At 64.4% G+C, this 20,180-nt stretch carries 19 protein-coding genes; 13 read left to right on the forward strand and 6 right to left on the reverse strand.

Features of this window, described 5'->3' with window-relative positions; translation table 11 throughout:
* Nucleotides 1-16 precede the first annotated feature (16 nt).
* Complete coding sequence (mtr, locus tag QKE30_RS00435; protein WP_297666873.1) at nt 17-1,387, reverse strand: mycothione reductase; 1,371 nt, start codon at nt 1,385-1,387, stop codon at nt 17-19.
* Nucleotides 1,380-2,423 (reverse strand): alpha/beta hydrolase, encoded by a 1,044-nt coding sequence (locus QKE30_RS00440; RefSeq protein WP_347933822.1) that lies wholly within the window; start codon nt 2,421-2,423, stop codon nt 1,380-1,382. The genes mtr and QKE30_RS00440 overlap by 8 nt, the downstream gene beginning before the upstream one ends.
* A 118-nt stretch (nt 2,424-2,541) precedes the next feature.
* Between QKE30_RS00440 and mqo the strand changes: the two genes are divergently transcribed.
* Nucleotides 2,542-4,014: a malate dehydrogenase (quinone) gene (mqo, locus tag QKE30_RS00445; protein WP_347933823.1), complete on the forward strand. Its 1,473-nt coding sequence runs from the start codon at nt 2,542-2,544 to the stop codon at nt 4,012-4,014.
* Here mqo and QKE30_RS00450 read toward each other — a convergent pair.
* Nucleotides 4,011-5,345 (reverse strand): protein adenylyltransferase SelO family protein, encoded by a 1,335-nt coding sequence (locus tag QKE30_RS00450; RefSeq protein ID WP_347933824.1) that lies wholly within the window; start codon nt 5,343-5,345, stop codon nt 4,011-4,013. The two genes, mqo and QKE30_RS00450, sit on opposite strands and share 4 nt — an antisense overlap.
* Nucleotides 5,346-5,379: 34 nt before the next feature.
* Here QKE30_RS00450 and cobA point away from each other — a divergent pair, with 34 nt between their 5' ends.
* The gene (cobA, locus tag QKE30_RS00455) at nt 5,380-6,111 is read left to right on the forward strand and encodes a uroporphyrinogen-III C-methyltransferase (protein WP_347933825.1); all 732 of its coding nucleotides are present in this window, start codon (nt 5,380-5,382) and stop codon (nt 6,109-6,111) included.
* On the opposite strand, the gene yaaA is transcribed toward cobA, so the two are convergent.
* Nucleotides 6,108-6,833 (reverse strand): peroxide stress protein YaaA, encoded by a 726-nt coding sequence (yaaA, locus tag QKE30_RS00460; RefSeq protein WP_347933826.1) that lies wholly within the window; start codon nt 6,831-6,833, stop codon nt 6,108-6,110. The genes cobA and yaaA overlap by 4 nt on opposite strands.
* Before the next feature lie 69 nt (nt 6,834-6,902).
* On the opposite strand from yaaA, the gene QKE30_RS00465 reads away from it, so the two are divergent.
* Nucleotides 6,903-8,693: a proline--tRNA ligase gene (locus tag QKE30_RS00465; RefSeq protein ID WP_347933827.1), complete on the forward strand. Its 1,791-nt coding sequence runs from the start codon at nt 6,903-6,905 to the stop codon at nt 8,691-8,693.
* Here QKE30_RS00465 and QKE30_RS00470 read toward each other — a convergent pair.
* Complete coding sequence (locus tag QKE30_RS00470) at nt 8,659-9,582, reverse strand: ferritin-like domain-containing protein (RefSeq protein ID WP_239199703.1); 924 nt, start codon at nt 9,580-9,582, stop codon at nt 8,659-8,661. The genes QKE30_RS00465 and QKE30_RS00470 overlap by 35 nt on opposite strands.
* 48 nt (nt 9,583-9,630) lie before the next feature.
* Between QKE30_RS00470 and rimP the strand changes: the two genes are divergently transcribed.
* From rimP to QKE30_RS00510, 8 genes are all read left to right on the forward strand, one after another.
* Nucleotides 9,631-10,206 carry a ribosome maturation factor RimP gene (gene rimP, locus QKE30_RS00475; protein ID WP_239199701.1) on the forward strand — a complete coding sequence of 192 codons (576 nt, stop codon included), beginning with the start codon at nt 9,631-9,633 and terminating at the stop codon, nt 10,204-10,206.
* A gap of 9 nt (nt 10,207-10,215) precedes the next feature.
* Nucleotides 10,216-11,229, forward strand: a complete 1,014-nt coding sequence (gene nusA, locus QKE30_RS00480) for a transcription termination factor NusA (RefSeq protein WP_034986326.1) — start codon at nt 10,216-10,218, stop codon at nt 11,227-11,229.
* Nucleotides 11,230-11,262: 33 nt separating this feature from the next.
* The gene (locus QKE30_RS00485) at nt 11,263-11,613 is read left to right on the forward strand and encodes a YlxR family protein (protein WP_347933828.1); all 351 of its coding nucleotides are present in this window, start codon (nt 11,263-11,265) and stop codon (nt 11,611-11,613) included.
* A 140-nt stretch (nt 11,614-11,753) separates the two neighbouring features.
* Complete coding sequence (gene infB, locus QKE30_RS00490) at nt 11,754-14,465, forward strand: translation initiation factor IF-2 (RefSeq protein ID WP_347933829.1); 2,712 nt, start codon at nt 11,754-11,756, stop codon at nt 14,463-14,465.
* 52 nt (nt 14,466-14,517) lie between these two features.
* Entirely contained in the window at nt 14,518-14,943 is a 426-nt protein-coding gene (gene rbfA, locus QKE30_RS00495) for a 30S ribosome-binding factor RbfA (RefSeq protein ID WP_239199693.1), read from the forward strand.
* Nucleotides 14,943-16,256 (forward strand): MATE family efflux transporter, encoded by a 1,314-nt coding sequence (locus QKE30_RS00500; RefSeq protein WP_239199690.1) that lies wholly within the window; start codon nt 14,943-14,945, stop codon nt 16,254-16,256. Before rbfA ends, QKE30_RS00500 begins: the two co-directional genes overlap by 1 nt.
* Nucleotides 16,257-16,306: 50 nt before the next feature.
* The gene (locus QKE30_RS00505; RefSeq protein ID WP_239199687.1) at nt 16,307-17,128 is read left to right on the forward strand and encodes a metallophosphoesterase; all 822 of its coding nucleotides are present in this window, start codon (nt 16,307-16,309) and stop codon (nt 17,126-17,128) included.
* Entirely contained in the window at nt 17,125-17,856 is a 732-nt protein-coding gene (locus tag QKE30_RS00510) for a 4'-phosphopantetheinyl transferase superfamily protein (RefSeq protein ID WP_239199685.1), read from the forward strand. The genes QKE30_RS00505 and QKE30_RS00510 overlap by 4 nt, the downstream gene beginning before the upstream one ends.
* Here QKE30_RS00510 and truB read toward each other — a convergent pair.
* Nucleotides 17,853-18,779 (reverse strand): tRNA pseudouridine(55) synthase TruB, encoded by a 927-nt coding sequence (gene truB / locus QKE30_RS00515; RefSeq protein WP_239199682.1) that lies wholly within the window; start codon nt 18,777-18,779, stop codon nt 17,853-17,855. The two genes, QKE30_RS00510 and truB, sit on opposite strands and share 4 nt — an antisense overlap.
* A 30-nt stretch (nt 18,780-18,809) precedes the next feature.
* Between truB and QKE30_RS00520 the strand changes: the two genes are divergently transcribed.
* Both QKE30_RS00520 and rpsO read left to right on the forward strand, forming a co-directional pair.
* Nucleotides 18,810-19,790: a bifunctional riboflavin kinase/FAD synthetase gene (locus tag QKE30_RS00520; RefSeq protein ID WP_239199680.1), complete on the forward strand. Its 981-nt coding sequence runs from the start codon at nt 18,810-18,812 to the stop codon at nt 19,788-19,790.
* Nucleotides 19,791-19,909: 119 nt separating this feature from the next.
* Nucleotides 19,910-20,179 carry a 30S ribosomal protein S15 gene (rpsO, locus tag QKE30_RS00525; protein WP_005295163.1) on the forward strand — a complete coding sequence of 90 codons (270 nt, stop codon included), beginning with the start codon at nt 19,910-19,912 and terminating at the stop codon, nt 20,177-20,179.
* Nucleotide 20,180 lies beyond the last annotated feature (1 nt).

Consider the following 20,180-nt stretch of genomic DNA (forward strand, 5'->3'; position numbering starts at 1 on the left):
CGAGAAAGCTCCTTTGTTAGTTTTCGAAATCTAACCCAAGTAGGGCGTTCTCGACCAATTCTGTCAGAGCGGGGTGGGGCCAATACTGTGTTTCGGCGAAATCGCGGGCATTAATTCCGAAAGTCATGGCGGTGACGAAGCACTGGATCAAAGAGCTAGCCTCCGGCCCGATGATGTGCGCGCCGAGGATCTCGCCGGTGCTGCGGTCGGCGATGACCTTGCAGAACCCGGTGGTGTCTTCCATCGCCCAGCCGTAGGCCACGTCGCCGTACTTCTGGATCTTGACGGTGAGGGGGCGGCCGGTCTCGCGCGCCTCCTGCTCGGTCATGCCCACCACGCCGATCTGCGGGTGCGTGAACACTCCGCTGGGGACCACGTCGTGGTTGAACTTTCGCAGGCCATCGGGGTGAGCCAGGTTGTGCGCCACCACTCGCGCCTCGGCGTTGGCGACGTGCTTGAGCTCGAAGTCGTTGCACGCATCACCCAGCGCCCACACGCCGTCGGCGCTGGTGCGGCCGTATTCGTCGACCTCGATTAGGCCGTCTTCTCGGGTTTTGACGCCACCCGCTTCGCAGTCCAACGTGTCCGAATTGTTGACGCGCCCCATCGCAACGAGGACCTCCTCGCCGGTGACGGTAGTTCCGTCATCAAGGGTGAGGGTGATCTGGCCATTGTCGGCTTCCTCGGCGGCGGTGATGGTGCGCCCCAAGTGGTTCGTCCACTGCTGCTTGGCCTGAGTGGTGAAGGCTTCGGAGATGTCGGCGTCCAACTTCCGCAACAGCTTCTCCGAGCGATTGATGAGCGTAACCTGCGTGCCGAGGCCAGAGAACATGGCGGCGAACTCCACGGCGACGATGCCACCGCCGACGACGATGAGGGACTTCGGCAGTTCATCCAGGCGCATGATGTCCTCGTTGGTGCGGTAGCGCACGTCGGCGAGGGCGGGGTGAATGCGCGGGCGGCCGCCGGTGGCGAGCACGATGTTGGCGCCGGTGATGGTGGGGCCGTCGTCGATCTGCAGCGTGCGGGGGCCAACGAAGCGGGCGGTGCCTTCGAAGAGAGTGATGTTCGGGGTTTCGTCTCCCGCGCGGTAGGCAGCGCCGCTTTGACTGATGGGATCGATACGGTCGGCGAAGACGCGGCGCTGGATGTCCTTCCAGTCGACGTGCTGGAGCTCGCCAGTGAGGCTCAGGCGGGAGGCTTCGGAGAAACTGCGGGCAACGTCGGCGGTGTGGACGAACATCTTGGTCGGGATGCAGCCCACGTTGATGCAGGTGCCGCCGAATGTGCCCTTTTCCACGATGGCGATTTTCTGGTGCTCGTTGGCGGGGCTGGGCAGGGAGTTGCCGGAGCCAGTGCCGACAATGATGAGGTCGAAATCAGGCACGGTGAACCTTCCTTTCGTTGAAGACGTCGCTAAGCCACTCGTCGGTGGCGGCGAAAGCCTTGGAGCGGACCTTGGGGCGGGAGAGGAACACGTCGTGCAGCGCGCCTTCGATCACGATGGTGGTGGACAGGGAAGAAGCGTTGGAGGCCTGCTGCCACATCTGGCTCGGCATGAGGATGAGGTCGGCGTTGTAAGACTCGTGGGACAGCTTCTTGGAGAAGTGATGGGTGTGGCTGGTCAACAGTAGCGTGGGCACGCCCGTGTCACCCTTACCGGAGTGGAGGCGGCGGATCTCCCGGGCCACGCCCAGGAGCCACTGCAGATACTTCGGGCGGGGCTCCAGGGGCTTGAGGCGCAGGTTGTAATTCCACTCGCCGGCCTCGGTGACGTGCAGGGACCGGCCGTAGGTCGGGTTGATCCCGCCGGGTAGCAGCATGTTGGGCCGCAGCTTGTTGACCACCGGGAACACGCGGTTAATGACGAAGCGAACAGCCGGGTTGAACTGCAGGCCAAACCACGGCGAGTTCAAAACGATGGCGGCGATGGAACTGTGGAGGGGGGAACCGGCGTCAAAGAGGCGATGAGCCCACATCGTGACATCCAACCCGCCGGTCGAGTGCCCAACAGGAACGACCGCGGCGTGGGCGGCGGTGAGGAGGGACGTGGCGGTGGAGAGATCCACGTCGTAGAGTGACTGATCGCTGACGTGGTGCCAGGTTTGCCCCTCGCGCCAGGAGCGACCGCACTTGCGCAGATCCAGACCGTAGACGGCAAAGCCGGAGTCGTGAAAATGGCGGGCCACGTGATCCTGAAAGAAATAGTCCGTCATTCCATGGACAAATAGCATGGCGGGGCGAGAGAAAAAGGAATCGTCGGGCGTATCCGGGCAGTAACGCACCAGGGTGCAACGAATGGGGGACTCGCCATCCGGGTCATCGCCCAGCTCGAGGAAGCATTGGCCGAAGCCTTCGCCCAGCTCATCGGGCAAAAACTTGAGATCGGCGGCGGAGGAAGGGAGTACGGGGCTATTAGGCATGTACTCATGCTAGCGCCACGAGCAGGCAAAGATCATTGAAACATTGGCCTATAGGCGTAGAGTAAATATGACACAATAACGGTCTGACTTTTTTCGCCTTTGAAGGAATGAATAGATAGTGGTACATAAAGATTCTGTGGACGTCGCACTAATTGGTGCGGGTGTTATCTCCACCACCCTGTCCGTCATGCTGAAGCAGCTGCAGCCGGACTGGAGCCAGGTGATCATCGAACGTCTGGACACCCCTGGTGCGGAATCCTCCGACCCGTGGAACAACGCTGGTACCGGCCACTCCGCGCTGTGCGAGCTGAACTACACCCCTGAGGTCAACGGCAAGATCGACATCTCCAAGGCCGTCGGTGTGAACGAGAAGTTCCAGGTCTCCCGCCAGTTCTGGAGCTACTTGGTCGAGCAGAACGTGCTGGGCGACCCGTCCGAGTTCATCAACAAGGTTCCGCACGTCTCCTTCGCACAGGGCATGGACCAGGTGGACTACCTGAAGGCTCGCTACGAGGCGCTGAAGGATCACCCGCTGTTCCCGAACATGCAGTACAGCGACTCCGACGAGAAGTTCGCCGAGTTCCTGCCGCTGATGGCCCGTGGCCGTGACTTCAACAACCCGGTTGCGATTTCCTGGTTCGACGCCGGCACCGACATCAACTACGGTGCGCTGACCCGCCAGTACCTGGACGCCGTCACCGCTCAGGGCGTGGAGGTTCGCTACGGCAACGAGGTCAAGAACATCAACCGCGACAGTTCCAAGTGGAAGATTACCACCAAGAACCTGCACACCGGCGACACCTCCGTGATCACCGCGAACTTCGTCTTCGTCGGCGCCGGCGGCATGGCTCTGCCGCTGCTGCAGAAGACCGGCATCCCGGAGATCAAGGGCTACGGCGGCTTCCCGGTCTCCGGCCAGTGGCTGCGCTGCACCAACCCGGAGCTGGTGGAGCAGCACCAGGCCAAGGTCTACGGCAAGGCATCCGTCGGCGCCCCGCCGATGTCCGTTCCGCACCTGGACACCCGCGTGATCGACGGCAAGAAGGGCCTGCTGTTCGGCCCGTACGCAGGCTGGACTCCGAAGTTCCTGAAGAAGGGCAGCTACCTGGACCTGTTCAAGTCCCTCCGCGTGGGCAACCTCCCGTCCTACCTGGGTGTGGGTGTGCAGGAGATGGGCCTGACCAAGTACCTGATCGAGGAGGTGCTGAAGGACCAGGCAGCCCGCGTGGAATCCCTGCGCGAGTACATGCCGGAGGCACGTGCCGAGGATTGGGAGCTGGTCACCGCCGGCCAGCGCGTGCAGGTGATCAAGCCGATCGGCGCGCCGAAGTTCGGCTCCCTGGAGTTCGGCACCGCGCTGATTAACTCCAACGACGGCACCATCGCCGGCCTGATGGGTGCTTCCCCGGGTGCTTCCATCGCTCCGTCTGCAATGCTGGAGGTGCTGGAGCGTTGCTTCGGCAACCGCATCGCCGACTGGGCACCGAAGCTGCGGGAGATGATTCCTTCCTACGGCACCCGCCTGTCCAAGGATGCCAACCTGTTCAACGAGCAGTGGGATCGTTCCCAGAAGGCTCTGAAGTTGGTCTAAGTACCGCAGTAGGTCGTGAACTCGGCTTCCTCGCGCGGCACCGCCGCACGGAGGCCGAGTTTTTCGTATTTCTCGTCCCATTCAAAGGGGCTACGCAGAGCCTCGAGCGCCAGCAGGTAGCGGCTGAGGTCACCCGCCTCGGCCTGCTCTAGCGCGGCCTGCATGCCGTGGTTGCGGGGCAAGTAGATGGGATTGCGCGGGTGGGGGTCCTGCGCCGTCCAACGCTCGGTCCACTCGGCGGCACCGGGAGTGTTCTCTAGCCCCTGGGGGATTTCGCCCGGGTTCAGGCTGGCCAGGAGAGCACCGTAGTCGGGAGCCGCGACCTGCAGCAGGTCAAGCAGCTGTTCGGCGCAGTCCAGGGCTCCCAGCGCAGCGGCCATCTGCTCGTCCCACGCCGCGGCGTACTGCGGCTGGAAGCGCTGCAAGCGCTCTGTAAATTTTTTGACGCCCTCATCCACCAGCGGCACGAGCGCCTCAGCCAGGCGCGCGAGGTTCCACATCATGACGGCGGGCTGCTGGGCGTATGCGTAGCGGCCACGGGTGTCTATGGAGCTGTACACCGTGTCGGTGGCGAAGTAATCCATGAAGGCGCACGGGCCGAAGTCGATGGTCTCCCCGGAAATTGCGATGTTGTCGGTGTTCATCACCCCGTGGATAAAGCCGAAGCGCATCCAGCTGGCGACGAGTTTGGCTTGGCGGGAGACGGTGGCGTCAAAAAGATCGAGCGGCGACGTGCCTTCCGGAAAGTGGCGGGCGAGCGTGTAGTCGACGAGGCGTTCGGTGACCTGCGGGCCCATGAGCGCGGCGTATTGGAAGGTGCCGATGCGGATGTGGGAGCCGGCGACGCGCACGCCGACCGCGCCTGGGTGGAAGTGATTGCGCCGCACGGTGTGACCGGTGGAGAGGACAGCCAGTGAGCGGGCGGTGGGGACACCCAGGGTGTGGAGGGACTCGGCGAAGGCATACTCCTTGAGGGCGGCGTCGAGGGGATAGTGGCCGTCACCCCCGCGGGAGAAGGGGGTGCGCCCAGTGCCCTTGGCGTGGATGTCCCAGTCCTTTCCCTGGGGATCCGTGTGCTCTGACAGTAGGAGCGCGCGGCCATCGCCCATGCGCGGGTTGAACTGGCCGAATTGGTGGCCGGCGTAGCCGAGTGCATGGCCTCCGTGCTGGCCGGTGAGGAAGGCAATGCCCTCGGGGCTGCGGAGCCACTGCGGATCCAAGCCCAGCTCAGTGGCGAGGGGCTCGTTGAGCACGAGGATCTGCGGGTCGGGGAATACCTCCCCGGTGCAGGGGAGAGCGAGTTCCGGGAAGTGCTCGGCAAACGTATTCATGGTGTTGCCCATTGTAGGGGTAGGCTGAATTGCCATGAGTGACACAGGGAAAGTGGTGCTGATCGGCGGAGGGCCTGGGGCATGGGACCTGATTACGGTGCGCGGGATGCGCGCGCTGCAGGCAGCCGACGTGATCCTGACCGACCACCTGGGCCCCACCAGCGAGCTGGACAAGCTGTGCGATGTGGAGGCCAAGGAGGTCATCGACGTGGCGAAGCTACCGTACTCCAGGCAGGTCAGCCAGGAAAAGACCAACGAGCTGCTGGTGGAGCACGCACGGGCGGGCAAGACCGTCGCCCGGCTTAAGGGCGGGGACCCGTTCGTGTTCGGGCGCGGCTTCGAGGAAGTGCAGGCGTGCGCTGCGGCGGGTGTGGCCTGCGAGGTTATCCCCGGCGTGACCAGTGCTGTGAGCGTGCCCGCGGCCATCGGCGTGCCCGTGACCCAGCGGGGAGTGGTGCACGCCTTCACCGTGGTCTCCGGCCACGTGGCGCCGGATAATCCGAGCAGCTTGGTGGACTGGCGCGCGCTGGCGGCCTCGGGGGCCACGCTGTGCGTGATCATGGGCGTGCGGAACGTCGCCGCGATTGCCGCGGAGCTACAGGCCGGGGGATTGGCGGCCGACACTCCTGCGGCCGTGATTCAGGAGGGCACTACCGACCAGCAGCGGGGATTCCGCTGCACCCTGGGTACGCTGGCCGAAACTTTCGAAGCCAACGAGGTCGGCTCGCCGGCGGTGTACGTGATCGGCGAGGTCGCGGGCCTCTAGACGACGAGGGTTAGCTCCGTGGAGTCCTGCTCCACGGTGAAGCCTGCGGCGCGGGCGATGTCAGCAACCTCGGCGGCAGTGGTGCCGCTGGGATCTTGGGCCAGAGCGCGGGCGAGCAGGCCCTTGTAGTGCTTGTTGAAGTGGCTGACGACCTTGCGGCTGCCATCGGGTTGCACGGATTCTACCCGCACAGTCACCGCAGTCTTCAGCTTGCCGAGCTGCTGATACGCCCCGGAACGCAGGTCCACCACCAGGCCGTGTTCTTGCTCTGCGCGTTTCAGCGCCTCGGTGATGGCGGAACCCCAGCGCTTCTTCATGGTGGTGCCGGGGGTGAGCTTGGTACTACCCGAAAGCCGGTAGTGGGGGATCGGATCCCCGCCCATGACCAGGCCATACAGTGCTGAGCCGATGGCTAGGTGGGGCGTGGTGGCGTCAGAAAGAGAAGACACATCGAGCGCATCGTAGAGCACGCCCGTGTAACGGCGCAGGGCCGGCATCGTCGGGGCGGTGCGCAGCACCTGATTGGCCTCGACCTCGCTGTACTGCTTCTCGGAAAGGCCCAGGACCTGCATGGCGGCCTCCGGATATTCGGTGCACAGGGCGACTAGATCGCGGGTGATCTCCTCGCGGATGGGGTCGAGTTCCGGGAAGTGTAACGGCTCCCCGGCGGGCCGCGAGCCACCGGGAGCCTTGGTTTCGGACGGAGGAAGCACGATCAGCATTCCCACAGACTAGCTAAAACCCCTACCAAACGACACAAGTCAAAGGGCGAAAAGGTAAAGTCATGACTCATGATTACTCGGATGTCACAACTATTCTTGCGCACCCTGCGTGACGACCCCGCAGACGCAGAGGTGCCCAGCCACAAGCTGCTGGTACGCGCGGGATACATCCGCCGCGTTGCCCCCGGCGTGTACTCGTGGCTGCCGCTTGGCCTGCGCGTGCTGCGCAACGTTGAAAAGGTCGTACGCGAGGAGATGAACGCCATCGGCGCGCAGGAGATTTCCTTCCCCGCGCTGCTGCCGCGTGAGCCCTACGAGACGACCGGCCGCTGGGTCGAATACGGTGATGCGCTGTTCCGCCTGAAGGACCGCAAGAACGCGGACTACCTGCTGGGGCCGACGCACGAGGAGATGTTCACCTCGGTCGTGAAGTCCGAGTACAACTCCTACAAGGACTTCCCTGTGATCCTGTACCAGGTGCAGACGAAGTACCGCGACGAGGAGCGCCCGCGCGCCGGCATCCTGCGCGGCCGCGAGTTCATCATGAAGGATTCCTACTCCTTCAACATGGACGATGAGGGGCTGGAGGAGTCCTACCAGCTGCACCGCAAGGCCTATCAGAACATCTTCGACCGCCTGGGCATCAAGTATGCGATCTGCTCTGCGACCTCTGGCGCTATGGGCGGCTCGGCATCCGAGGAGTTCCTGGCTGTGGCCGACACCGGCGAGGACACCTTCGTGCGCTCCACCGAGAGCGACTACGCCGCGAACGTCGAGGCGGTAGTGACGCAGGTCCCGCCGGCTCAGCCGATCGAGGGCCAGCCGGAGGCCAAGGAGTACGAGACCCCGGACAGCGAGACCATCGAGGCGTTGGTGGACTGGGCCAACGACGAAGGCATTACCATCGACGGCCGTGCCGTTGAGGCCGCGGACACGCTGAAGTGCATCGTGATCAAGGTCAACGACCCGACGCTGGACGAAGAGGGCAAGCCGCGGGGCGAGTCCCTGGCCGGCGTGCTGGTGCCGGGCAACCGCGAGGTGGACATGAAGCGGCTCGAGGCGGCCATGGAGCCCGCGCAGGTGGAGCTGGCCGAGGAGGCGGACTTTAAGAAGAACCCCTTCCTGGTCAAGGGCTACGTAGGACCAAAGGGGCTGGCTGCAAACGGTGTTCGCCTGCTGGCCGACCCGCGTGTGGTGGAGGGTACCTCCTGGATCACCGGTGCGGACGCTAAGAACCGCCACGTCGTGGGGCTGGTCGCAGGGCGCGACTTCACCCCGGACGGCTTCGTGGAGGCCGCAGAGGTGCTGGAGGGCGACCCGTCCCCGGACGGCAAGGGCACCCTGACGCTGGCTCGTGGTATCGAGATCGGCCACATCTTCCAGCTGGGGCGCAAGTACACCGAGGCCTTCGACGTGAAGATCCTGGACGAGTCCGGTAAGCGCTCTGTGCCGACGATGGGCTCCTACGGCGTGGGCGTGTCCCGCCTGGTGGGCGTGATCGCCGAGCAGATGCTGGACGATTCCGGACTGCGCTGGCCGGCATCCGTCGCGCCTTTCGACGTGCACGTGGTGATCGCCAACAAGGACGCCGCCGCGGGCGAGGCAGCAGCGGAACTGGTGGAGACGCTGTCCAACGACGGCCTGGAGGTCCTCTTCGACGACCGCCCGAAGGTCTCCCCGGGCGTGAAGTTCAAGGACTCTGAACTGCTGGGCATGCCCCTGGTGGTCGTGGTTGGCCGTGGGTTCGCCGACGGCAAGGTGGAACTGCGCAACCGCCTGACCGGCGAGACCTACGAGGTCGACTACGCGAATGCGCTGCCGGAGGCTAAGCGGGCTCTCCGCGGAGAGGCACGTCCTTAGGATCCTTGCCCTGGAGCCGCTCTAGGGCGGCTTCGCCCCAGGCGTTGGCCTTTACCCATTCGGCGGCGTAGGTTACAGCCTGCTCGTTGGTGGCCAACTCCGTGATGCGACGAAGCTGAGTGGTGATGGGCTGCACAGTGGGGTGGAAGTACTCCACAGCATCCGACTTCTCGTCGGCTTCGTTTTGCGTGTATCCGGCCTCGGGGGAGGGAACCTCCGAACCCAGCTCCTCCAAGATGTCATTCGTGAGGTCGCGTAGCACGCGCAGCTGATCGGCTAAGGATTGGATCCGCGAACGGGTCTTGTCCTCTGAGCTCTTGGCCAGTGCGACGCCCGAGGCGTAGATCGCGCCGTAAGTCAGCGTCAACAAAGTACGGAGCTCCGCTGCCACATCGACATCCGGGTTAGAAAAGCCCTCGACGACCTCCGCGTTGACCTCGGCGGGGTGGTCGGGGCGTTCGTTGTCGCCGGCGGCCTTGTAGGCGGCGAAAAGTCCGGCGATGAGGGAGGCCTGGGAGCCCAGCTCGCCCGTGAGGGCGCGAGTGTAGGACTTGTCTAGGGACACAGCCTTCCTGGGCGCATTCTTGGTCTCGGAAACTTTTTCTTCACAGCCCTGGGGCGCGTTGCCCTCGCTATCGGTGCCGCACTGGCGCAGGGCTTCCTCCGTGACCAGGTCGTATTGCTTGCCGAGGAACTCGGACCATTTCTTCGCCCGCTTGGCCTCAAAATTTTTCTGGGTGCTGCGCAGCGCCGTGGCGAGCTCGATGAGCTGTTCGTTTGCTTGGGGCTCCTCGCCGAACTCGCAGGCGGATATCGCCAGACCGGCGCCGAGAAGCGTGCCGACTCCCAGGAAGCGACGGCGGGTAAGGAGGGGGCGAGAGCTGGTCATATTCATCAAGACTAGGAGTCTACTAGAAGCCAGCTGCTGCTAGACTGCATGGTCATGGCATTTCCAAACAAGGAGCAGCTCGAAGACTCGCTGCGCGGATTGGTAAAAGAGTTCGGACTAGTGATCGAGGTCATCAAGATCACGAAGGCAGGGGCGAAGTCCGCCATTCGGATCGCAGTGGATACCGCCGACCCCCGTGCCGAGCGCCCGGACCTGGATCAGTTGGAAGAACTGAGCCGCGAGGTATCGAAGCACTTGGATGACGCCGAGGCAGCGGGGGAGATGAGCTTCGGAGCCGGATACACCCTGGAGTTGACGACTCCTGGCGTCGATTTCCCTCTTGTTGAGCAACGCCACTGGGTGCGCAACATCGGGCGCCTCGTGCGACTGGCCGACGGGGTGGAGCGCATCGCGCAAGTAGACGGCGACGATGTTGTTTTGATCACACCGGGCAAGAAACAGCCCAGCGTGCGTCGCGTGCGATTCGGAGATGTAGCTGGTGCGGTGGTAGAAGTGGAATTCTCACAGGCACCCGCCGCCGAGGCCGATCTTGTCGGATTGGCTATTGACGCCTACGGGTTGCCCGGTGCAGAAGATCAGCAGGATAGTCCCGCGGAAAACTAGGAGTAACAAGTGAATATCGATATGGCCGCACTGCGTGCAGTCGAAAAGCAGGAGTCGGTGGATTTCGACGACCTGCTGGAGGGGGTTAAGCGGGGGCTGCGCGAGGCGTACCGGGCGAACAGCCAGTTCACCGGACCGGTCGATGTGGATATCGACCCGATCAGCGGTGAAGTGACCATCTACCAGGTGGAAAAGGACGAAGAGGGTAACGTCACCGGGCGCATCGACGATACTCCAAAAAATTTTGGACGCGATGGTGCGCTGGCCGTGCGCGAAGCCATCCGCTACCGCATCAACTCCGCCCGGGTGCAGAACCGCTACGACGAGTACGCCGAGCTGCGCTACCGCGTGGTCTCCGGCGTGGTTTCCGCCGATGCCCGCGCCAACGAGCGCGGTGTGACCATCGTGCACCTGGGCACCGAGGCGAACGGCCAGGATGGGCAGATCTTGCCCGCCGAGCACATCCCCGGCGAAGAGCTGGAACACGGTATGCGTGTGAAGGCCTTCGTTACGGACGTGATCAATAACGCCAACCGTATGGTGCAGATCAACCTCTCCCGCACGCACCCGGAGCTAGTTAAGGGACTGTTCGCCCTGGAGGTTCCGGAGGTCGCCGATGGTTCTGTCGAAATCGTCTCCGTGGCGCGCGAAGCCGGACACCGCACCAAGATTGCCGTGCGCTCGACCGTCAAGGGGCTGAACGCCAAGGGAGCCTGCATTGGGCCGCGCGGCCAGCGAGTGTCCAACATCATGCAGGAGTTGGGCGGGGAGAAGATCGACATCATCGACTACTCCGACGATCCGGCGACGTTTGTAGGCAATGCACTGTCGCCGTCGAAGGTCGTCAGCGTGAAGGTCACGGACCCGGAGATGCAGATTGCCCGTGCCGTCGTGCCGGACTATCAGCTGAGCCTCGCCATCGGCCGCGAAGGGCAAAATGCCCGACTCGCCGCGCGCCTGACCGGGTGGAAGATCGACATTCGCTCGGAGACGGACGCCGCGGCGGAGGACACGCCCAGTTAACTGTTTCGGGGGCCGGCGCGATACACTGGACAAGTGGTATCCCGTAAGTGTCCCACGAGCAAGCACCTTCCGTTACGGACGTGCATTGCGACGAAGCAGGTGATGGGAATAGATCAGCTGTTGCGTTGCGTTGTGCAGGAAAGCGCGGAAGTTGGCGAGGGCGAGGGTGAACTCCAGGTTGTCCCCGATCCGGGTCGGAAACTTCCCGGGCGTGGCGCATGGATCACCCCCACAGTGGAGGCATGGGAGATCGCCGTGAAGCGCAGGGCCTTTGGCCGTGCGCTGAGGGTATCCGCCAACGTGGATGCAGACCCTGTACGTGAATACATCGTCACACTGCCAGTGACAGTGACAAGTAAAGACGAGGAAGTTACGTCGACATGAAGAACAACCAACCCTGATGAGCACGCGATGAAGCAGCATCAGCGATGAGTATCTACAAGTACGGGAGTCGTAAGTAGCCCGGCTGCAGGCGCACCTGCACGCTAGAGCGCACTACGGCTCCGCAAACATGAAGGAGAGTAGTGGCCGGAAAGCTACGCGTACACGAGTTGGCCAAGCAACTCGGAGTGACGAGCAAGGAGTTGCTCGCCACCCTGAAGGAACAAGGCGAGTTCGTTAAGACCGCTTCTTCGACGGTGCAGCCGCCCGTCGTGAAGAAGATGAAGAAGCACTACGGGGTGGGTGAAGAGACCACCAAGGAAGGTGCAGCTACCCCCAAGCCCGCAGCAACGCCGGGGTCGAAGCCTGCCGCTAAGGCTGCCGCGAAGCCGGGGCCGAAGCCCGGACCCAAGCCGGGGCCGCAGCCAGTGAAGAACACCAACCCGGTCGCGGGCGCTGGCACCCGTCCTACCTCCACTGTGAAGCCAGGCGAGAAGCCAGCTCCGAAGCCCGGTGCCAAGCCGGGCCCGAAGCCGGGTGGTGCCAAGCCAGGGCCCAAGCCGGGCGGTGCCAAGCCAGGTCCGAAGCCGGGCGGCCGCGCCCCGCGTGTGGCCAACAACCCATTTTCCTCTGGCGCTCCGGCCGAGCGCCCAGCACCGCGTCCGCGCGGTGGCCAGGCAGGCCCGGGCGACATGCCGCGTCCGGGTAGCCGCCCGGGTGGAGCCAAGAAGTCCGGTCCGAAGCCAGGCGCTAAGCAGGGCGGCGGCCGCCGTCCGTCGCCGGCAATGATGCCGAGCCACCCGAACCCAGCCCAGATGCCGTCGAAGTCCGACAACTTCGGCGGCGGCCGTGGTCGCGGTGGACGTCACGGTGGCCCCGGCGGTCCAGGTGGCCCGGGAGGCCCGCGCGGTGGACGCGGTGGGCGTCGTGGCGGCACCGCAGGTGCATTCGGCCGTCCGGGTGGCGCACCGCGTAAGGGGCGCAAGTCGAAGCGTCAGAAGCGCAACGAGTACGAGGCAATGCAGGCGCCGAGCGTCGTTGGCGGCGTGAAGCTGCCTAACGGCAAGGGCGCGAAGATTCGCCTCGCTCGTGGTGCCTCCCTGATGGACTTCGCAGAGAAGATCCAGGCGGATGCGGCAGCACTGGTTCAGGCACTGTTCAACCTGGGCGAGATGGTGACCGCTACTCAGTCGGTCTCCGACGAAACCCTGATGCTGCTCGGCGAGGAAATGGATTACAAGGTCGAGGTCGTCTCCCCCGAGGACGAGGACCGCGAGCTGCTGGAATCCTTCGACCTGCAGTTTGGTGAGGACGAGGGCGAGGACGAAGACCTGGCCCAGCGCCCGCCGGTGGTTACCGTCATGGGTCACGTTGACCACGGTAAGACCCGCCTGCTGGATACGATCCGTAAGGCCAACGTCGGTTCCGGCGAGGCCGGCGGCATCACCCAACACATCGGTGCCTACCAGGTTTCCGTGAATATGGAGGGCGAGGACCGCCTGGTCACCTTCCTGGATACCCCGGGTCACGAGGCATTCACCGCCATGCGTGCTCGCGGTGCAAAGTCCACCGATATTGCGATCCTGGTGGTCGCCGCGGACGACGGCGTGATGCCGCAGACCGTGGAGGCGATCAACCACGCCAAGGCCGCCGACATTCCGGTCGTGGTCGCGGTGAACAAGATCGATAAGGACGGCGCCCAGCCGGACAAGATCCGTGGCCAGCTGACCGAGTACGGCCTCATTCCGGAGGAGTACGGCGGCGACACGATGTTCGTGGACATCTCCGCTAAGCAGGGCACCAACATCGACCAGCTGCTGGAGTCCGTCCTGCTGACGGCCGATGCGTCGCTGGATCTGCGGGCTAACCCGGATATGGACGCACAGGGCGTCGCTATTGAGGCGCACCTCGACCGTGGCCGCGGCCCGGTTGCCACGATCATCGTCCAGCGCGGTACCCTGCGCGTCGGCGACTCCATCGTCGTTGGCGACGCCTACGGCCGCGTGCGCCGCATGATCGACGAGCACGGCAACGACGTCAAGGAAGCCGGCCCGTCCCGCCCGGTCCAGGTTCTGGGCCTGACCAGCGTGTCCGGTGCTGGCGATAACCTGCTGGTTGTCGACGAGGACCGCACTGCGCGCCAGATCGCGGATCGCCGTGACGCCCGTCGCCGCAACGCGCTGGCTGCACGCAGCCGCAAGCGCGTTTCCCTGGAGGATCTGGACGCGGTGTTGAAGGAAACCAACACCCTGAACCTGATCCTGAAGGGCGACAACGCCGGTACCGTCGAGGCCCTGGAAGACGCGCTGCTGAAGATCGAAGTCGACGACGAAGTGGATCTGAACATCATCGACCGTGGTGTCGGTGCGGTGACGGAGACCAACGTCAACTTGGCAGCCGCCTCCGACGCGGTGATCATCGGCTTTAACGTCCGCGCGGAAGGCAAGGCCACCGAGGTGGCGAACGCCGAGGGCGTGGACATCCGCTACTACTCGATCATCTACAAGGCGATCGAGGAGGTAGAGGCAGCGCTGAAGGGCATGCTGAAGCCGATCTACGAGGAGAAGGAGATCGGTACCGCGGAGATCCGCCAGATCTTCAAGGCTTCCTCCGTCGGCCTCATTGCAGGTTGCATGGTGGAGACCGGCAAGGTCCGCCGCAACGCCCAGGCGCGTCTGGTGCGCGACGGCAACGTCGTGGCGGAGAAGGCGACTATCGAGTCGCTGCGCCGCGAGAAGGACGACGTCACCGAGGTCTCCGCAGGTTACGAGTGCGGTATGGTGCTGTCGTACCCTGACATCCAGGTCGACGACATCATCGAGGTATTCGAGCTGGTCGAGGTGCCGCGAACCTAACAGTCGCGCACCTAAGCTGTCTAGTGTCCAAGGTCTTTAGAAGGAGAAGTTAATGGTTGATCACGCGCGTGCCGCGCGCATGGCTAAGCGCATTCAGCAGATTGTTGCCACGGCCATCGAGCGGCAGATCAAGGACCCGCGCCTGGAGTTCGTGACCATCACGGACGCGCGCGTAACCGGCGACCTCCACGACGCGACGGTGTTCTACACCGTGCGCGGCAAGACCGTGGACGCAGAGCCGGATACGGATGCGGCGGAGGCAGCGCTGGCTAAGGCTACGGGGCAGTTGCGCAAGATCGTTGGCGATCAGCTGAGCGTGCGCTTCACCCCAACCTTGAGCTTTAGCTTGGACACGGTTCCGGAGGCTTCCGCGCACTTCGAGGAGCTGCTGGCCCGGGCGAAGGCCCAGGACGAGGCTCTGCGTGCGCAGTCCGCGGGCGCCCGCCCGGCAGGCGATGAGGATCCGTACAAGCCGTAGTGACTGCACAATCCGCTACCGGCCAGGCCGATGCCCGCACTATCCTGGGGCTGGCCTGGCCGGCTCTCGTTGTTTTGGCGGCCACGCCGCTGTATCTGCTGCTGGACACGGCGGTTGTTGGCCGCCTGGGGGCTGCGGACCTGGCGGCGCTGGCTGCGGGCGCGACGGTGTTGGGCACCGTCACCACCCAGCTGACGTTCCTGTCCTATGGCACGACCGCCCGCGCCGCTCGCCACTATGGTGCCGGTCGCCGTGCCAACGCGATCTACGAGGGCGTGCAGGCGACGTGGGTTGCCCTGGCCGTCGGAGCGCTGTTGGCTGGCGTTGTTTTCGCCTTCGCCCCGGCGATTATGGGCTTCTTTTCTAATGACGCCGCCGTCGTCTCCGAGGCCACGAAGTGGATGCGGGTGACGTGCGCGTCGATCATCCCGGCGCTGTGTACCATGGCGGGCAATGGCTGGCTGCGGGGAATGTCCAACACGAAGCTGCCGCTGTGGTTCACGCTGGCCGGGGTGATTCCGATGGCGGCAATAGTCCCGCTGGCGGTCAACCGCTACGGGTTGGTGGGCTCGGCGTACGCCAACGTGCTGGGGGAGGTCATCATCGCCGCCTGCTTCCTCGGGGCGCTGGTCGTGTACTGGCGCGCGGAAGGGGACGGCAAGTCTCTGGCTCCGAACTGGCCGGTGATTAAGTCGCAGCTGGTGATGGGGCGGGACCTGATCCTACGCAGCCTGAGCTTCCAGGTGGCTTTCATTTCCGCGGCGATGGTGGCCGGACGCATGGGTCCGGCCCCGCTGGCCGCCCACCAGGTGCTGCTGCAGCTGTGGAACTTCCTGACTTTGGTGCTGGATTCGGTTGCCATCGCCGCCCAGGCGCTGGTGGGGGCGGCCTTGGGCGCGGGGTCGGCGGCGACGGCACGCAAGGTCGGAGTCTCCGTGCTGCGCTTCTCCGTCGGTGCCAGCCTGGTGCTGGCTGCCGGGCTGGCGGTAGGCGCCCACGCCATCCCGCGCATTTTCACGACGGATACCGACGTGCTGGCCACGATCGGCGGGCCGTGGTGGCTGTTGGTGCTCCTGGTGCTGGCCGGGGGTGTGGTTTTCGCCCTGGATGGCGTGCTGCTCGGGGCGGCGGATGCGGCCTTCCTGCGCACCGCCACCATCGTCTCTGTGCTGGCCGGATTCATTCCGCTGGTGTGGCTTTCCTGGATCTTTGGCTGGGGATTGGTCGGCATCTGGTGGGGCCTCTTTAGCTTCATTTTGATCCGCCTGGCCTTCGTGACTTGGCGCTTCGCCGGTGATCAGTGGGTTAGCTAGTGTTAAACTTGTTAACCGTTGTGACCTGATCGCGAGAGGGGGAGCGCCCGATGTCCCGAACCCTATGGGCTGTCAGCGACCTGCACGTGCGCGCCCCCGGCAACCTGGATCTGGTCCGCGAACACGTCCGGCCTGCTCACGCGGGCGACTGGCTCATCGTCGCCGGGGACATCGCAGAGGATCTGCCCACCATCGAGCGCACCCTGGGGCTGCTGCAAAGCCGCTTCGCACAGGTCATCTACGCGCCCGGCAACCACGAGCTCTATAGCCGCACCAGCGATACCACCCACGGTCGCGCGAAGTACGACGCAGTCATCGCGGTCGCCCAGCGCCTCGGTGTGCTTACCCCGGAGGATCCCTTCCCGATGTTCGCGGGGCACACCGTGGTGCCGCTGTTTACCCTCTACGATCACTCGTGGCGCGACCCTTCTATGACGCCCACTGCAGCGCTGGCGGCAGCCCGCGACAAAGGCATCGTGTTGATGGACGACCTGGCGATTGCGCCGTATGAGGACGTGATTCTGTGGTGCCGGGAGCGGCTGCGCTACTCGGTGCGCAGGCTGGCCTCTGTGGAAGGGCCGACCATTCTGGTGAACCACTGGCCGCTGGCGCGGGAGGCAATGGCTAACGTCCGGCACCAGGAGATCGGCCTGTGGTCGGGTACGCGACACACTCAGGAGTGGCCGGAGCGCTATCGAGCGCGCGCGGTGATTTATGGCCATTTACATATTCCGGTAGAATTTTCGCTCGGCAATGTAACGCATGTGGAAGTCTCCCTCGGTTACCCGAGGGAGAGGAAGGTCACCCTTCCGCCCCGCTTGGAGAAAAATTTGTGGCCCTACCCAGTACTCGTCGAGGAGGTGACAGCATGAGGCACAACGGAACGCTCGCAACGGCGCCAGGGGATCTGGCGATCGTGGAGACCTTCGGCGCACAGCAGCCGACCATTCCGCGCGGATTGCTGCCGCAGGGTACAGCCTGTGCAGAGCTGCACAGCATTCAGGGGGATCTGAGCCAGTTCAACGCACTCCCGGCAGAGGAGCAGGCTCTGGTGGACGGGGCTGTGGATCGGCGTAAGGCCGACTTCGGCGATTCGCGCTGGTGTGCGCACCAGGCGCTGAAGAACTTCATGGACGCACACCCGCCGATCCTACGCGGGCCGCGCGGGATGCCGCTGTTCCCGCAGGGAATCTCTGGATCCCTGACCCACACCGACGGCTTCCGCGCGGCATTGTTGGCGCCAACCGACCGTTGGGCGTCCGTCGGTATCGACGTGGAGGTGGCTCGCCCGCTGCCGGAGGGCGTGTTCAACACGATCGCCAACCTGGGCGAGCAGCGCCGCATCCACAAGGCAATGCGCTCCGAGGACCTGCAGCTGCTGGATACCGTGCTGTTCAGCGCGAAGGAAGCCACCTACAAGACGTGGTTCCCTCTCACGCACCGCTTCCTGGACTTCGATCAGGCCGACATTGACCTGCGCCCTGACGGCACGTTTACCTCATACCTGCTGGCGCGCCCGGTGCCGGTGCCGTTCATCCAGGGGCGGTGGACCATCCGCAACGGCTATGTGATTACCGCCGCGGCCGTTCCGGCTCATTAGTCCATTCCCGCCGGGCGGGCGACGAACACGCTGGAAGCGCGCTTGCCCTTCTCCTCGATCAGCGCGATGGCCTGCCCGGACGGCGTGATCGCCGCGCGCACGCCCTGGTTGCCAACCGGCTCCAGCCATTTGCCGAGGGAAAGGTCTACTCCCTCCGATTCGCTGATCTCGCGGGGCTCGAAGCAGCGCACCATCGCCTCGTCCAAGGTGAGCGTCAGGCTTGGATCCTCCTCGATTTGTTCCAGCGTGCGCGCCTCGGAGACGTCGAAGGGCCCCACCGAAGTGCGGCGGAGCTGCGTCAGGTGTCCGCCCACACCCAGAGCCTCGCCGACGTCCCGGGCAATCGCCCGGATGTAGGTACCGCTGGAACAGTGCACGGAGATGCGGGCGTCGATGCACGAGGTGGCGTCATCAACAACAACATCGTGGACGTCCAGAGCAAAGATCGTGACGGGCCGCTCGGGCAGCACCACGTCGTGGCCTTCGCGGACGAGCTCGTGGGCGCGCTTGCCGTCGATCTTGATGGAGGAAACCGAGGTCGGGCGCTGCATGATGTCGCCCCGTTGTGCGGCAAAGGCGTCGCGGATCTGCTGTTCTGTCAGCGCCTGTAGTTCCTCCGAAGAGGCTGTGGAAAGCACGTCGCCCTGTGCGTCGTCGGTGTGGGTGGCGGCCCCTAAACGGACGGTTGCCTCATAGCGCTTGTCGTGAGTGACGACGTGGGCCAGAAATTTTGTTCCTCTTTCGACGCCCACAACTAGCAACCCCGTGGCCAGCGGATCGAGGGTGCCCGAATGGCCGACCCGGCGCGTGCCCATGATCCGGCGAAGCTTGGCCACCATGTCGTGCGAGGTGGGGCCGGAGGGCTTGTCCACGAGGACGACCCCGGAGTGGCTCAGGACGGAACGGGCACTGCGCTGGTTCATACCCATAGACTATCGACTAGCATGCAACGTGTGAGTATCTGGTACGGACTGGACAGAATTCCCGAACACCTGGCAGCCGGCGGCACCGTCGTGACCATCGGCGTGTTCGACGGCGTGCACCGCGGGCACCAAGAGCTGCTGCAACGGGCGGTGGAGCTGGCGCGCGAACGGGGAGTGCCGAGCGTGATGTTCACCTTCGACCCGCACCCGACCGTCGTCTTTAAGCCGGAGGCGGTGCCGCCACTGCTGTCGAGCGTGCGCCGTCGTGCGGAACTGGCCCACGAGTACGGCATTGACCACGTGGTCGTCGTTTCCTTTACCAAGGAGATCGCCAGCTGGTCGCCGGAGGAGTACGTGGACCAGGTGCTGGTCAAGATGCTGAACGCCAAGGCCGTGGTGGTGGGGGATAATTTTACCTTTGGCCACAAGGCAGCGGGCACGCCCGAGACTCTGCGCGAGCTGGGCGCGGCGCGCGGCATGCGGGTGGACGTGCTGGAGCTGCTGGAAGACGGCGATCACGTGGTCTGCTCTACGTGGATCCGTAAGGCTCTGGCCGAGGGCAACGTAGACGGCGCGAACGAGGCGCTGGGAAGGCACTTCCGGGTAGCGGGGGAAGTAACCCACGGTGCTGGCCGCGGCGGCAGGGCGTTGGGATTCCCCACGGCGAACTTGTACTTCGCCGAGAAGTTCGCGTTGCCCGCCGACGGTGTTTACGCCGGCTACGTGACGACCCTGCCCGGGCACGGGATTTCCGCCGGGGCGACCATCGGCACCATGCCGGTGGGCGAGCGGCTGCCGGCCGCGATCTCCGTCGGCACCAACCCCACCTTCGGCCACGAGCCGCGCAGTGTGGAGAGCTTCATCCTGGATCACGATGCCGACCTGTACGGCCTGGACATCGCTGTGGAGTTTGTTCACCACCTGCGGGGAATGGAAACGTATAACTCGCTGGACGAGCTGATCGAGGCGATTGGCCGGGACGTCACCGAAACCCGCATGGCGCTGGGCTAAGCGTTTTGGGAGCTGAGGCCTGGGCGTGCTAGACTCCCAAGGTCTAGCGACTGTGGTCTGCGGTAGTCGCTGGTTGAACCTTTCGCGCGGACTGAAATAACTATCAAGGAGATTCATCCATGGCACTGTCCAAGGAACAGAAGACCGAGACTCTCAAGGAGTTCGGCCTGCACGAGACCGACACGGGCTCCCCGGAGGCTCAGATTGCACTGCTGACCGTTCGCATCCGTCAGCTGACCGAGCACCTGAAGTACCACAAGCACGACCACCACTCCCGCCGTGGCTTGCTGCTGCTGGTTGGTCGCCGCAAGGGCCTGCTGAAGTACCTGGCCGAGAACAACGTTGACCGTTACCGCTCCCTGATCGAGCGCCTGGGTCTGCGTCGCTAAA

The organism is Corynebacterium sp. c24Ua_83, from assembly GCF_039907245.1.
Classification (GTDB): Bacteria; Actinomycetota; Actinomycetes; order Mycobacteriales; family Mycobacteriaceae; genus Corynebacterium.